This window comes from Hyphomicrobium sp. CS1BSMeth3 (assembly GCF_900117415.1).
Lineage (GTDB): Bacteria > Pseudomonadota > Alphaproteobacteria > Rhizobiales > Hyphomicrobiaceae.
Map to the genome: position 1 here is coordinate 296855 of NZ_FPEI01000006.1, position 14203 is coordinate 311057.

Genomic DNA, 14203 nt, shown 5'->3' on the forward strand with positions numbered 1-14203 from the left:
GCAGATAAAATTCAGAACGGGTTATCCTCCATGTGGTTTAGGCTGCTTGTCGCTCTGGCAACTTCCATTGCGCCGCTGCAGGCTCTTGATGCTGCAGACAGCTATTCCGTGTCGCTGAGAAACATCTCCGACGACAAAGCTGTGTTCGCGACCGTCGAAGCCCCAAAGCCCGTCCAAGCGAGGGTGCGCACGGGAGGAACGGTCGCCCAGCTCACGGTCAGGGAAGGCGATCGCGTCGAGACCGGGCAGGTGATCGCCACAGTGGGCGATGAAAAGCTCGCCCTGCAGATGAAGTCCCTCGACGCCCAGATCGCCGGACTCCAGGCGCAGCTAGCACAGGCCAAGACGGATCTTACGCGCGCCGAAAGCCTGGCAGAGCGAGGTACCGTTCCAAGAGCGCGCCTCGACGAAGCGCGCACGGCCGTCGACGTCGCCGCGAATGCACTGCAAGCGCGCATCGCCGAGCGCTCGGTGGTCGAGCGGCAGCTTGCGGAAGGCGAAGTCCTGGCACCGACGGCAGGTCGCGTGCTGAGTGCCCCCTATACGGCTGGCGCCGTTGTTCTTCCCGGCGAGGTCATTGCCACAATTGCCGAGCAGAATTTCGTGCTCCGTTTGCGCGTGCCCGAGCGCCACGCTCAGTTTCTCAAGGTCGGCGATCGTGTCCGCGTCGACGGCGAGGAGATCGGACTTTCAGGTACGCGCTTCGGCACAATCAGGCTGATCTATCCGCGGATCGAGGACGGCCGGGTCGTCGCCGATGCGGTCATAGAGGGACTAGGCGACTATTTTGTCGCCCGGCGCATCCGCGTGTGGATCTCGGGCGGCACGCGGCAGGCCTTCATCGTGCCGGCCCCACTCGTCTCGACGCGGTTCGGTGTCGATTACGTCAGGGTCGCGCGCGATGGTGGGAAGTCCCTCGATGTACCTGTCCAGCGCGGGCGCTCGCATCCCACGCCCGAAATGCCGGATGGCCTCGAGATCCTGTCCGGCATCAAGGCCGGCGACCGGCTGGTGCGGCCGTGAACCTCGGTCTCTCCGGGCGCCTGACGCGCGCGACCATCCGTTCTCCTCTGACGCCTCTATTCCTGTTGGCAGCGATCGCCATGGGGCTGATCGCACTTCTCGTGATCCCGCGCGAGGAGGAGCCGCAGATCAGCGTCCCCATGGTCGATATCCGCGTCAATGCCGATGGCCTCAAGGCACCCAATGCCGTGGAGCTGGTGACCAAGCCGCTCGAGACCATCGTCAAGGCCATCGACGGGGTCGAGCACGTCTACAGCCAGAGCGAGGACGATCGCGTCATGGTGACGGCGCGCTTCCTCGTCGGCACCAAGGCGGAAGACGCGATCCTGCGCGTGCACGAAAAGATTCGCGCCAATATGGATCGCATCCCCGTTGGGATTCCTGAGCCGCTGATCGTGGGCCGCGGCATCAACGACGTGGCCATCCTCACGCTCACCCTGTCGCCAAAGCCCGAAGTGGCCGCCCGCTGGACCGACAAGGACCTTTATGAACTAGCCGACAAGTTGCGTGCCGAGCTGACGAAGGTCGAGAATGTCGGCCTCACATACATCTCCGGCGGCAGCCCCCAGCAGATCCGCGTCGAGCCGTCGCCGGAGAAGCTCGCTCTCTATGGCATCACGCTGCAGCAGCTCGTCGCCAAGGTGCGGGAGGCCAATCGCTCCTTCCTCGCCGGGCAGGTTCGCGATGGCGGCACAACAAGGACCGTCGCGGCAGGGCAGACACTCTCGGGCGTGCCCGACATCGGCCTTCTGCTGATCACCGCCCGGGATGGACGGCCGGTCTATGTCAATGATGTCGCCTCGGTGGTGATAGGCCCAAGTCCCCAGGAGCATCGCGTATGGCACGATGCGCGCAGCGACGATGGCTCCTGGCATCGCACTCCTGCCGTTACCGTTGCGGTCGCCAAGCGGGCCGGTGCCAATGCGGTTGTCGTTGCCGAGGAGCTCCTGCATCGACTGGATGTCGTCAGAGGCTCGCTGATCCCCGAAGACATCGGCGTGACGATCACGCGCGATTATGGCGAGACAGCCAACGAGAAGGCCAATGAGCTGCTCTTCCACCTCGGACTGGCGACCATCTCGATCGTTATCCTGATTGCTGTCGCCATCGGTTGGCGCGAGGCTGTCGTCACGCTCGTCGTCATTCCGACGACGATCCTGCTGACGCTGTTTGCGGCCAACCTGATGGGCTATACGATCAACCGCGTCAGCCTGTTCGCGCTCATCTTTTCGATCGGGATCCTGGTCGACGACGCCATCGTGATCGTCGAGAACATCGCCCGCCACTGGGCCATGCGCGATGGGCGCTCGCGCCTGCAGGCGGCGATCGAGGCCGTGGCCGAGGTCGGCAATCCAACGATTGTGGCGACGCTGACGGTCGTTGCTGCGCTGCTGCCCATGCTGTTCGTCTCGGGCCTCATGGGGCCGTACATGGCGCCGATCCCGGCCAACGCGTCCGCGGCCATGCTGTTCTCGTTCTTCGTGGCGGTTGTCATTGCTCCGTGGCTGATGCTGCGATTGGCGCCTGCCAATGCTGGCGAGGCGGCAGCGCACGATCAGCATGGCGAAGGTCTGCTCGGCGGCCTTTACCGGCGTCTTGCCGAACCGGTGATCCGCAGTCGGCGAACGGCGTGGATCTTTCTGATCGGCGTCGGTGTTGCGACGCTCGCCGCATTGGCGCTGTTCGCGACTAAGTCCGTGACGGTGAAGCTGCTCCCCTTCGACAACAAGTCGGAGCTGGCTGTGGTTCTGGATCTGCCCGAAGGCGCAAGCCTCGAGGATACTGAGCGGGCTCTGTTCACGATGACGGAAGTCGCGCGCGACCTGCCCGAAGTGCGCTCGATCCAATCCTATGCCGGCACACCTGCTCCCTTCAATTTCAACGGCCTGGTGCGGCACTATTATCTGCGCCAATCCGTCGAGCTCGGCGAGCTACAGCTCAATCTTGCGCCGCGCGGCGAGCGCGCTCGCGCCAGCCACGCCATTGCCCTCGATCTCAGAGAGCGCTTGAAGCAGGTCAGCGTTCCCGCCGGCACGAGCGTCAAGGTCGTCGAGGTGCCGCCGGGGCCACCCGTGCTGGCGACGCTGCTCGCCGAAATTTACGGTCACGACTCCGAGACCCGGCGCGCTGTTGCACGTGAGGTAAAGAAGATCTTCGCCTCCGTGCCCTACATTGTCGACGTGGATGATTCCATCGGCGCGCCGCGGCCGCGCCTGCGCGTATCCATCGACCAGGATCGTCTCGAGTTCTTCGGTGTGTCGCAGAGCGACGTCTACGACACCCTGCAGATGCTGCTGGGCGGCATATCGGTCGGCTATTCCCATCGCGGAGAAGACCGCAATCCCATCGAGATCGCCGTTCGGCTGCCGAAGAGCGCGCTCGCCTGGTCGGAGGCCATGGCGTCGACGCCCGTGCCCGCCAACGCCCTACCCGGCAACCGCAGCGTGGTCGAGCTGGGCGAGGTGGTGCGCGTGACCAGGGAGGAAGGCTCACCGGTCATCTTTCGGCGCGATGGTCGCTTCGCCGACATGGTGATGGCGGAGCTCGCAGGCGCCTACGAGGCGCCGATCTACGGCATGCTGGAGGTTGCACGGCTCATCGACGCGCACAACTGGGGCGCCTTGCCGAAGCCGGCGCTTAAGCTCCACGGCCAGCCGATCGATGAATCGAAACCCACACTGCTCTGGGATGGCGAATGGGAGATCACCTACGTCACCTTCCGTGACATGGGTGCCGCGTTCGCCGTCGCGATCCTTGGCATCTACGTGCTCGTTGTGGCGCAGTTCGGCAGCTTCCGCCTGCCGCTCGTCATCTTGACCCCAATTCCGCTGACGCTGATCGGCATCATGCTCGGGCACTGGCTCTTTGGCGCCCCATTCACGGCAACGTCGATGATCGGCTTCATCGCGCTCGCCGGTATCATCGTGCGCAACTCGATCCTACTCGTCGACTTCATTCGCCATGGGCGACAGCCGGGCAGATCGTTGCGCGAGGTCCTGCTTGAAGCGGGCGCCGTGCGCTTCAAGCCGATCATCCTGACGGCGCTTGCCGCCATGATCGGCGCCGCGACCATCCTGGTCGACCCGATCTTCCAGGGTCTCGCGATCTCGCTGCTGTTCGGGCTCGCGTCCTCGACGCTCCTGACCGTCCTGGTCATTCCCGCCATCTACGTCGTGCTGCGGGACAATCGGTGAGTTGAGCCAGAAAGCACTCGACCGCTATCTGGTCCAGCATTGAGAGGCTGCCCCGGAAGGTACTGCTGCGCAGCGCGCTGGATGGCGCTGCCAATCCTGCGGCTTGCTGGCCTCCATTTAAAAGCAGACATTCGGTCGTATTGCGCGAAAGGTCGCGCTAGTCAGTGGGACCAGGGACAGCAGTTGAGCCCAACCATCTCGCGAAGGCGCGAAAGGCCGCAACGGGACTACAGTGCGCGTAGATGATGTGGCCGGTCATATGCCGTGCCGCTGCAGGACCGCTTCGATATCACCGACCGTGCGCATTTCCATCATCTCGTCCAGAGAGAGATCGATGTCGAATGTGGTCTCGATTGCCCGAACCAGCGCAATGTGCTGGAGAGAGTCCCAGCGTGATACGTCATCCTTTGACGTGGCTGTGGTGAGCAGGTCCGTATGCTGGAACACGTCCTCGAAGATGGTTGCGAGTAAAGGATAGGAAAGGTCTGACTGCTGCGCGATCATACTCGCTCATGCCTCCAATATTGCCGCAACGAACTCGGACCGAGGCACGGACTGCGTGCTGAGATCAAACGCCCAGGAGGATGCACTGTCGTCACCTCCAATGAATGAGAAGCCATTCTCCCGATAGAAGTTGCGGACCATGCCGTTCTTCTTTGTTGAGATAAACTGCGCCGTTACGCGCGCTATCCCGCGTTGGGCGAGAACAAGAAGCAGGCTGCCAAGAAACGCTTTCTCTACTTCGCGGCCAATGACGCGGCAGCTCATCAGGAACGTCTCGATCGCAGCGTTCGAGCCTTCGAAGGATACGGTCGCAGTGATTGCGATGCCGTGATCGCCGAACTTGTCGGCAACGCGGCCGAGCAGCGCCAGGCCGCGCTCGGGATGATCGAGGTAGGCGGCAATATCGGCATCGCTCAGCCGTCGCGTGGTCAGATTGAACTGGTTGGTGCGTTGTTGCATCTGCGCAACTCGCACTACCGCTTCAGGGGCGACGTGTGAGACCGTGAGACGCTGCTGAAGTCCGCGAAGATATTCCTCCACGCTGGCCGCCGAGTTCTTGAGAGCACGGTTTTGGCGCTCCGCGGCATACATTTCCGTGCGGCGCTCATCTTCGTCGGTGAGCCGGATCGGCCATGTGCGCGTAAGCTCGCGAATCCAGTTGGGGCGCCGAGCAGGATCAGTCGGAAGTTCTGCAACGGCAACCTCCGGGACCAGCCGGCGCATGGCCTCCCGTTCGTGGGGGCTGTCATCAATGAAGATGAAGCTATCGAGACCGAGGTTCAACTCGCTGGCAATCTGGCGAATGTTCTGAGGCTTGGATTGCCAGTTGATTGCCGTAGCTGCAAAATCGGATGGCTTCAGGATCATGCCCGGATGACGTTCGAAGACAGTAATGGCATCGGGATCGTTCTTGCTGAGTGCGACGAGTAGAAACCCCTGGCGCTTCAGGCGCAGGCACTCCTGCTGAAAGGCTTGGAAAGCATTGCCAGGATAGTCCTCGCCACAGGCAAGGCGCTCGATGCCATCCTCACCGTAAGTGCCGCCCCAGAGCGTGTTGTCGAAATCGAGCGCAAGAACCTTGGCTGGCCCGCGCGTAAGAAGCGCCCAAGTCTGGGCGAAGGCGGACGCGATCGCGCGGCTCGCATCGGCCGAGTAGGCTATGCGGCCGTAGAACCAGAGCTTGGGATCGTGATGTCTCGAAGACGGGATGTCGACAAGGGCACGATCCGCATCGACGGCGATGATGTTTCCACTCTTCTCCGATGCCGCGAACAATCTCGCATTGATCAGATGCACGGCGTGGCGCAGGCCGGAATGGTGCCGGCTGTCCAGCAATCCGGCCGTCGGCGCGGAAGGGATAGGTATCGAGTTGATCAGCAATGGCGACGTCGAGCGGGACGCGAATGTGGAAAGTGCGCTACTGAGATTGTCGGCTTGCTCGACCAATCGGCTATGGAGCGCTGTAGGATGTAGGCGCCAATCGCGGGCGGCCAAGCTGTCGAAATCGAGGAGAACAATATGCACATCGGCTTCGGCATCCGGCTTCAGCAGTGTCGTGAGTGCGCCACCGAACTCGGCTTGAGAAATGTGTGCGTTGCGGCCGGCGCCGCCGAATGCGGGGCCTAGGTCGGCCGCCAGCATTTCGGTAGTCGAGAAGCCCGCGAGGCGGATCTGCAACGGCGACAAGGACGCAAGATGAGAAGCGAGCTTGGCGCGGACGGGAGAAAGAGCCTGCGGCATTGAGGGCCAGAGAGCCAGACCAAGGCTGCAAGCCTCGTCATCCGCCCCCAGGGACATGAGTCGGTCGACGATGGCGCCAGCAACCTCTGGTCTCATGTGCTCGTGCTCCGCAAGGCGCGACAGGTCCCCCGCTATAAGTGTCGGGGCGACCGCGCCGCGGTTCAGATCGTTGAGGGCGCGCTGTTGGAGGTCCCGTGCACAGTCGGTCGGCACCGCGTGACCCGCCACGAGCAACGCATCCACAAGATCGCGAGGTGGTGCCAGACTTCGCTCGGCAAGTGCTGCAAATATGCTGGCGACACGAGCAGGAGAAACGCCGGACCAATCCACGGAGCGTGGAGTCACCCGCCGATGCGCGGCTTCCGCCGCGTTACTGATGATCGTCTCGAGAATCTCCTCGCGTGAGGGGCGGACAGCGGGGTCGTCGGCAGCGTTTATCGGCGCAGGCTCCCTCGACAGTGCCATGCCCAACCTCAGATCATTGTCTCGCCACCTGTCACCAGCAGATTCTCGCCGCTGATGAAGGAGGCATAAGGCGACGCGAGGAGGAGAACGGCGCCTGCGACATCCTCGGCTGTCGCAAGCCTGCGCAAGGGCGTGCGCGACACCATGGCTTGTCGCACACGATCGGGGATGTTGGCCGTGAGATCGGTATCGATCATCGAGGGCGATATCATATTGACTGTCACGCCCTGTGGCCCGAGCTCTTGTGCCAGGTTCTTGCCCATGGCGAGCAGCGCAGCCTTCGCCGCGACGTAGGGCAGCCAGTTGTGAGCCGTTCTGCCGAGTGAAGCAGATGTGAGGATGGTAATGATCTTGCCCTTGCTCTGCTTGAGTGCCGGCAGCAGCGCCTTCGTCACGCGAAAGGCACTCCCGACGATTTCTTCATGAGCTGTGCTCAGATCGCTCCATGAGAGATCACTGAAAGGCGCGGACCTGATGCGTGGTCCCGCATTGTGAACAAGAATGTCGAGACCGCCCTGGCCACCGATTTCCTCCGCGAGTCGGCGAACATCGGTCTCGTCCGTCACGTCGGCTCCGATCAGATGGCACCTCCCACCTCGGTCGATGATCTCTCTCTCCAAGCTCTCTGCTGCGGTCCTGCTGCGGCGGTAGTTGATCCAGACTGAGGCGCCTTGCGCGGCAAGTAGGCGGGCAATCGCGCGTCCTATGCCGCGGGAGCTTCCTGTCACGAGCGCGGTGCGGTCTTCCAGCAGACGGATCCTCGGCATCGCCGGAGCATCCTTCGGGACGGGCGCCGGTTCCGTCAGGCGCAGAACTTTGACGAGAGCCGTGCCCCTCAGCACACAGGTGCCATCGGCTTTGTGGATCTGCGTTCCCAGGGTGACGAGACGGGTTTCCTCGTCGATCTTCTCGATTGTTGCGCGAGCTTCCACGATGTCACCAATAAAGACGGGACGCGTGAACTCGAGGGCCTGTGAAACGTAGAGCGCACCGCGGCCGGGGAGCCGGGTCCCGATCAAGGCGGACAATAGGCTCGCGTGCAGAAACCCATGGACGACTCGTTCCGAAAACTCCGTCCGCGCAGCGAACTCTTCGTCGATGTGAAGCTCGTTGTAGTCACCCGACAGGCGCGCAAACGTCGCCACATCGTCGGCGTCGATACGCCGCGACAACATTTCGGTCTGGCCTATCCGGAGCTCGCGTAAACGATCCATTGTCTCTTCTTGGCTCGGAGGTCCGGTCCCACTTGGCGCGTAGATCGATATCCAGCTCGTCGAGCCCATGTCTTGACTTTGGTTAAGTCGGATCGATCTGAGGCTTGCTAAGGGGAGGACAGAGATGTCGCGCGAAGCCGCTCTAGCTCTTGCGAAAAAGCGAGTGGAAATCGCTTCGCGATGCGTATCAGCCATCGAGACGTGGACAGCAGCGATGACTTCAACTTTCGAAACTGTCGCCAGGATCATCGCCAGCACGAGCGATGTTCCGCTCGAAAGTATCACTCCCGATAGCCATGTGATGAAGGATCTCGAGGTCGACAGCCTGGGCTTTCTCGATGTCGTCTTCGAGATCGACAAGACGTTCGACATCAGGTTGCCGGTGGAGGAATGGCTGCAGAACGTGCAGGGCGGGTACGACGGCGACACCTACTTCGTTCTTCGCAATCTCTGTGACTACATCGATCAGACGGCCGGCTCGGCGGCCGTGGCGTAATCCTGTCTCATCATGCGCCTCGAATACTTCCAGATGCTCGACGGAGTGGAGAGGTTGGACCTCGACCTGCCAACTCTCGTGGCTTCTGCGCAGGTGCCCGAAACAAGTCCGGTGTTCGAGGGGCACTTTCCCGGCCACGCGGTGATGCCCGGCGTTCTCCTGCTGGAGACAATGGCGCAGGCGGCCGGCTACCTCATGCTCGCGAGCGACGGGTTCTCGCGGATGCCATTCTTCGCAGGCGTGAAGAAGGCCAACTTTCGCGCCTTCGTGCCGCCCGGGGCGGATCTTCTGGTGCACGCTACGCGCGTTCACGACGGCTCGGGTTACGCAGTTGTGGACACCAGCATACTCTATGGTGGGAAGAGTATGGCTGATGCGTGTCTGATCATGCGCAGCGTTGCCTTTCCCAACACAGCGCTCGAGCAGCACGTGCGCAGTGAGGGAACCCGCCTCGGCCTGCTTAAGGAGACGCACGCCTGACATGCTTCTCAAACGCACAGAGGCATGGATCACCGGCATCGGGCTTGTCAGCTCGCTCGGTGAAGGTGTCGATGCGCATTGGCAGGAGCTAGGACCGCACGTCGCGCCAACTATCAACGTCGACGATGCCGGCTATGCGCCGTATTCTGTTCATCCGCTCGCTACGGTCGACTTTTCCAGGCAGATTCCCAGGATATCCGACCAACGTCAGATGGATCGCTGGCAACGGATCGGCGTGCACGCCGCCGGTCTTGCGCTCGCTGACGCCGGCATCGCTGGAAAGCCTGAGCTCCTCGACAGGATCGATCTTTCGATCGCGGCCGGAAACGGCGAGCGGGACTTGGTGCTGGACGAACACGTTCTTGAGGCGATGGAGGGGCACAGAGATCTGGATGGAACGCTCAATCACCAGCTCGCAACTGGCCTGAGACCGACGCTCTACCTTGGTCAGCTCTCGAACCTGCTCGCTGGAAACATCTCGATCGTGCACAAGGCGGCAGGATCCTCGCGTACCTTCAAGGGCGAAGAGATGGCCGGCGTTGCAGCGCTCGAGGATGCCGTTCGACGTCTCGGCGCTGGCCAGAGCGAGCTGATGCTCGTCGGCGGGGCACTCAACGCCGAGCGCAAGGATCTCCTGCTCAACCTCGAGCTTGGTGCTTCACTTCTGCACGGCGGCTATCGCAGCGTATGGGCGCGGAGGGAGGTGGGTGGTGGCATGGTACCGGGGAGTATTGGCGTATTCCTCGTTCTCGAAGCTCCGGGACATGCCGCCGATCGCGGCGCAAAGCCCTATGCGCGCATCGCGGCCGTTGCGTCCGACCGGTCGGCGCGCGGCCCAGGTGAGGCCGCGGTTACGATGCGCTCGTTGCTTGAGGGGTTGGCTCCTGTTGTTGACGACGATCGTCCGCTTGCCGTTCTGAGTGGCGCCAGTGGCGTCGAACCCGCAACCAGCGAGGAACGCCAATTCCTGCAAGAGTTGAAAGACGCACTAGGGCCCACGCGCACTTACGGCAGCAGGTTGGGGCATGGCATCGAGGCTCATTTCATCACCGGCGTGGCACTGGCAGCGTTGGCGTTATCGAAGCGGTCTTTCTACCCGCCCAGTGACCACACTGAGAGCGCGGCGGACACTGGCTTCGCCTGTCGCCAGATCCTGGTGACGAGCCTCGGACACGATTGTGGTGAGGCCCTCGGCCTTGTCGAGGCAGTTGAGGAGAGACCTCGTGGCTAGGGCGCACGGCGATCATAGGGGCCGCCCACTCGTCGCCATCACCGGCATCGGCGTCGTGACATGCCTGGGGCATGGCGTGCGCGATAACTGGTCCAAGCTGACGTCAGGACAATCGGGCATCCGGCCGATCACGCGTTTCTCCACCGAGGGGCTCAAGACAACCATTGCCGGCACGGTCGATGGACTGTGCGACGCGCCTTATTCTGCCGCCGATCTTTCGGCGGCCATGGCCGAGGCGGCGGCACATGAGGCTATCGCACAAGCTGCGATCGGTGAAAGCGGTGCATTTCCCGGCCGCCTCATTGTTGCAACGCCGCCTTCTGAGCTCGAATGGCCGCACTTGCGTGCTCTCTACGCTGCTGGGAGCGGTGAGCCGGAAGGCGGCTATGCGCGACTTCTTTCCGCCGCGCGCAGTGGAACGTTTGGTGACATGGCTCGGCATGTGCGTTTTGCCAGCATCGCCGGTCGGCTACAGGAGAGATTTGGCACGCGCGGCGCCCCCCTCTCTGTTTGCACGGCGTGCGCATCCGGGGCGACAACCATCCAGTTGGGGGCTGAAGCTATCCGCCGCGGCGATGTCGGTGCTGCGCTCTGCATCGGCACCGATGCCACCGTGCATCCGGAAGGTCTCATACGCTTTTCGCTGCTCTCCGCGCTCTCGACCAGAAACCATCCCGCCGAGTGTGCCTCAAAGCCATTCTCCAAGGACCGCGACGGCTTCGTTATGGCCGAAGGTGCCGGCGCACTCGTTCTGGAGGATTACGATCGCGCACGGGCGCGCGGGGTTCGCGTTCTCGGCATTGTGCGAGGTTGCGGAGAAAAGGCGGACCACTATCACCGCACCCGCTCGGAGCCAAGCGGCGCGGCAATCATCGGTGCTATCCGCAAGACGCTCGACGATGCTGGCCTTGCTCCTGAGGATATCGACTATATCAACGCTCACGGCACCAGCACGCCAGAGAACGACAAGATGGAGTATGTGTCCCTCAGGTCCGTACTCGGCGAACGTGTCAGCGAGGTTCCCATAAGCTCGAACAAGTCGATGATCGGGCACACGCTGATTGCGGCCGGCGCTGTCGAGGCCGTGTTCTCGGTAATGACCATGCAGACGGGGACGCTGCCGCCTACGATCAACTACGACACTCCCGATCCGGAGCTTCCCCTCGATGTGGTCGCCAATGTCCGGCGCGATGCGACCGTGACGACGATGCTGTCGAACTCGTTCGGGTTCGGTGGCCAGAATGTCTGCCTGGCTCTATCTACGGAGCCCATCTGATGCGCGGGAACGATCACGAAAACGAAGTCTGGATCACCGGTGTTGGACTTGTCAGTTCACTCGGTGAAGGCGTTGAAGCTCATGCACGCATTCTCTCGGGAGAGCAACCATGCGCCGCTTGCGTCGATGAGACGACATTCGCGCCATATCCCGTGCATCCTCTCGTACCGTTGACGCTCTCCAAGCAGATTCCCAAAAACAGCGACCAGCGACAGATGGAGGGGTGGCAGCGTCTCGGTGTGTATGCTGCTGGCCTCGCTCTGGAAGACGCGCAGATCAAGGGATGCGCCGACCTGCTCGATCGGATGGATCTCATCGTCGCCGCCGGCAGCGGCGAGCGCGATACCGCCGTCGACTGCAAGGTGCTCGAAATGAGCGGCGCGTCAGACAGTGCGCCGTTGCGCGCCAGTGAAATCCTGCCAAGCGCTCTTCGTCCTACCTTGTTTCTGGCTCAGCTCTCGAACCTCCTCGCCGGCAACATCTCGATCGTCCACCATGTCACAGGGTCGTCGCGCACCTTCATGGGCGAGGAAATGGCGGGGCTTTCGGCGATCGACAATGCCTTCCAGAGGATTGCGGCGGGTCAATCGGAGATGTGCCTCGTCGGGGGCGCCGTCAATGCCGAGCGCGAGGATCTGCTTCTTGCTTATGAGCTCGGCCACAATCTCTGGCGTCACTCCTTCGAACGCATCGAGCAGCGGGCGCAGCGAGGCGGTGGCTTCGTCCCTGGCAGCGTCGGCGCATTTCTGGTGCTCGAGCAGCGGCGTCACGCCGAGAGACGATCGGCGCGTGCTTACGCGCGCGTAACGGCAGTCGGAACAGATCGGATGCGTCGAACCAATGTCGAAGCGAATCCGTTCGCGTGTGTGTCCAATCTCATTGATGAGACAGTGGCCGGAAGTACGGGGGCAGTGTTCAGCGGTGCCAGTGGTGTAGCCCCCGTGACAGCAGCGGAATTCGCTTTCCTCGATGAGCTGAAGCGCCGCGCGCAGATCGAGTATGTGTGGCCGTATGGGAACATTCTGGGCCATGCGGTGGAAGCACATTTCCCGGCAGGGATCGCCCTTGCCGCCCTTGCCCAGCATTCAGGGCGTGTATCCCGCACTTTGCTCGGCGAATGCCCGGGCAGGTTCAGCTCTGTCGATCGCATTATCGTAACCGGCGTTGGGCATGAGCGCGGCGAGGGGGTGGCTGTCATCGACGGGATACCGACGCGAGGCGCCAATGGGATCTGAGATCCACGACAAGTTCGGCCGCCCCTTGGTCGCTATTACGGGCTGCGGGCTCGTTACGTCGCTCGGCCTAGGCAAGGAAGCAAACTGGTCAGGGCTCACGCAGGGACGCTCGGGGATCCGAGGGATTGCGCGCTTTTCCACCGATGGCCTGCGCACGGCGATCGCTGGCACCGTCGATTTTCTGAGACCTTCGCCCTTTTCGGCGCCGGCTCTGGCGATCGCCATGGCTATTGCTGCGGGCGAGGAAGCAGTGATCGAGGCCGATATCGCCCGCGTCGGCAGCTTTCCCGGTCCGCTCTACCTCGCCACACCTCCGGCGGAGCTCGAATGGCCACAACGCAAGTCACTGTGGGATGAAATCGGCGAGAGCGAGGCTGCCGGCTACCAGCGCCTGCTCGCCGCCGCACGTGGTCGCAAGCACGAGGATATGGCGAGCCTTTTCCAGTTCGGCAGCGTCGCCGATCATCTGGCGGACAGGTTCGGCACGCGCGGGCTGCCGATGTCCGTGTCGACCGCGTGTGCGTCCGGTGCGACAGCGATCCAACTCGGCGTCGAGGCCATTCGTCGAAGGCAGGCGAATGCGGTGTTGTGCATCGGCACGGACAGCTCGGTCCAGATCGAGGCGCTGATACGGTTCATTTTGCTGTCTGCCCTTTCCACGCGAAATGAAACTCCCGAGAAAGCCTCGCGACCATTCTCGAAGGATCGCGACGGCTTCGTCATGGCCGAGGGCGCCGGCGCTCTTGTCCTCGAGGAGTATGCGAGCGCAAAAGCGCGCGGGGCACGTGTTCTCGGTTTCGTGCGGGGCTGTGGCGAGAAGGCCGATGACTATCACCGCACACGCTCAAAGCCCGACGGCACGGCGATTATTGGCGCCATTCGCAAGGCTCTGCTGGACGCCGGCGTCGAGCCGGAAGAGATAGGATATGTGAATGCGCATGGGACCAGTACGCCCGAGAACGACAAGATGGAGTATCTCTCGCTCAAGGCTGTGCTGGGAGACCATCTGGCGCGCACACCCGTCAGCTCGAACAAATCCATGATCGGCCATACGCTGTCGGCAGCCGGGGCTATTGAAGCCGTGTTTTCGCTGATGACCATACGGACCGGAAAGCTACCGCCAACCATCAACTACGATGTGCCCGATCCGGAGATACCTCTTGATGTTGTGCCAAATGCAGCAAGGGATGCAGCAATCACGACGGTTCTCTCGAATTCATTCGGGTTCGGTGGGCAGAATGTTTCGCTCGTTTTGTCCAGCCCGTGAGGTTGCCTACGGCCGGGTGTTCCTTGCGCTGTGAGCTTGGTACGCACTCCCGAGCACAAAAGCTTCACGATGCGAATT

The 14203-nt window shown here is 62.3% G+C and carries 11 protein-coding genes; 8 read left to right on the forward strand and 3 right to left on the reverse strand.

Features of this window, described 5'->3' with window-relative positions; genetic code table 11:
* Positions 1–30: 30 nt before the first annotated feature.
* Both CS1BSM3_RS16490 and CS1BSM3_RS16495 read left to right on the forward strand, forming a co-directional pair.
* Entirely contained in the window at positions 31–1023 is a 993-nt protein-coding gene (locus CS1BSM3_RS16490) for an efflux RND transporter periplasmic adaptor subunit (RefSeq protein ID WP_072388719.1), read from the forward strand.
* Positions 1020–4217 carry an efflux RND transporter permease subunit gene (locus CS1BSM3_RS16495; protein WP_072388721.1) on the forward strand — a complete coding sequence of 1066 codons (3198 nt, stop codon included), beginning with the start codon at positions 1020–1022 and terminating at the stop codon, positions 4215–4217. The genes CS1BSM3_RS16490 and CS1BSM3_RS16495 overlap by 4 nt, the downstream gene beginning before the upstream one ends.
* A gap of 255 nt (positions 4218–4472) precedes the next feature.
* Here the strand turns inward: CS1BSM3_RS16495 and CS1BSM3_RS16500 are convergent, their stop codons facing one another.
* From CS1BSM3_RS16500 to CS1BSM3_RS16510, 3 genes are all read right to left on the reverse strand, one after another.
* Positions 4473–4721, reverse strand: coding sequence for an acyl carrier protein (locus CS1BSM3_RS16500; RefSeq protein WP_072388722.1), 249 nt, complete (start codon positions 4719–4721; stop codon positions 4473–4475).
* 6 nt (positions 4722–4727) lie between these two features.
* Positions 4728–6557 carry an HAD-IIIC family phosphatase gene (locus tag CS1BSM3_RS16505; RefSeq protein ID WP_244540540.1) on the reverse strand — a complete coding sequence of 610 codons (1830 nt, stop codon included), beginning with the start codon at positions 6555–6557 and terminating at the stop codon, positions 4728–4730.
* Between the two features lie 377 nt (positions 6558–6934).
* Positions 6935–8140, reverse strand: coding sequence for an SDR family oxidoreductase (locus tag CS1BSM3_RS16510; RefSeq protein ID WP_072388726.1), 1206 nt, complete (start codon positions 8138–8140; stop codon positions 6935–6937).
* Positions 8141–8354: 214 nt separating this feature from the next.
* On the opposite strand from CS1BSM3_RS16510, the gene CS1BSM3_RS16515 reads away from it, so the two are divergent.
* Genes CS1BSM3_RS16515 through CS1BSM3_RS16540 form a run of 6 tightly spaced genes read left to right on the forward strand, consistent with a single transcriptional unit; the run spans position 8355 to position 14125 of the window.
* Entirely contained in the window at positions 8355–8636 is a 282-nt protein-coding gene (locus CS1BSM3_RS16515) for an acyl carrier protein (RefSeq protein ID WP_072393864.1), read from the forward strand.
* Positions 8637–8648: 12 nt separating this feature from the next.
* Entirely contained in the window at positions 8649–9116 is a 468-nt protein-coding gene (locus CS1BSM3_RS16520; protein ID WP_072388728.1) for a 3-hydroxyacyl-ACP dehydratase FabZ family protein, read from the forward strand.
* A gap of 1 nt (position 9117) precedes the next feature.
* On the forward strand, positions 9118–10347 hold the full coding sequence (locus tag CS1BSM3_RS16525; protein ID WP_072388730.1) for a beta-ketoacyl-ACP synthase: 1230 nt from the start codon (positions 9118–9120) through the stop codon (positions 10345–10347).
* The gene (locus tag CS1BSM3_RS16530; protein WP_072388732.1) at positions 10340–11623 is read left to right on the forward strand and encodes a beta-ketoacyl-ACP synthase; all 1284 of its coding nucleotides are present in this window, start codon (positions 10340–10342) and stop codon (positions 11621–11623) included. Before CS1BSM3_RS16525 ends, CS1BSM3_RS16530 begins: the two co-directional genes overlap by 8 nt.
* Positions 11623–12858 carry a beta-ketoacyl-ACP synthase gene (locus CS1BSM3_RS16535; RefSeq protein WP_072388734.1) on the forward strand — a complete coding sequence of 412 codons (1236 nt, stop codon included), beginning with the start codon at positions 11623–11625 and terminating at the stop codon, positions 12856–12858. Before CS1BSM3_RS16530 ends, CS1BSM3_RS16535 begins: the two co-directional genes overlap by 1 nt.
* Complete coding sequence (locus CS1BSM3_RS16540) at positions 12848–14125, forward strand: beta-ketoacyl-ACP synthase (RefSeq protein ID WP_072388736.1); 1278 nt, start codon at positions 12848–12850, stop codon at positions 14123–14125. Before CS1BSM3_RS16535 ends, CS1BSM3_RS16540 begins: the two co-directional genes overlap by 11 nt.
* The last annotated feature ends 78 nt before the right edge of the window (positions 14126–14203 follow it).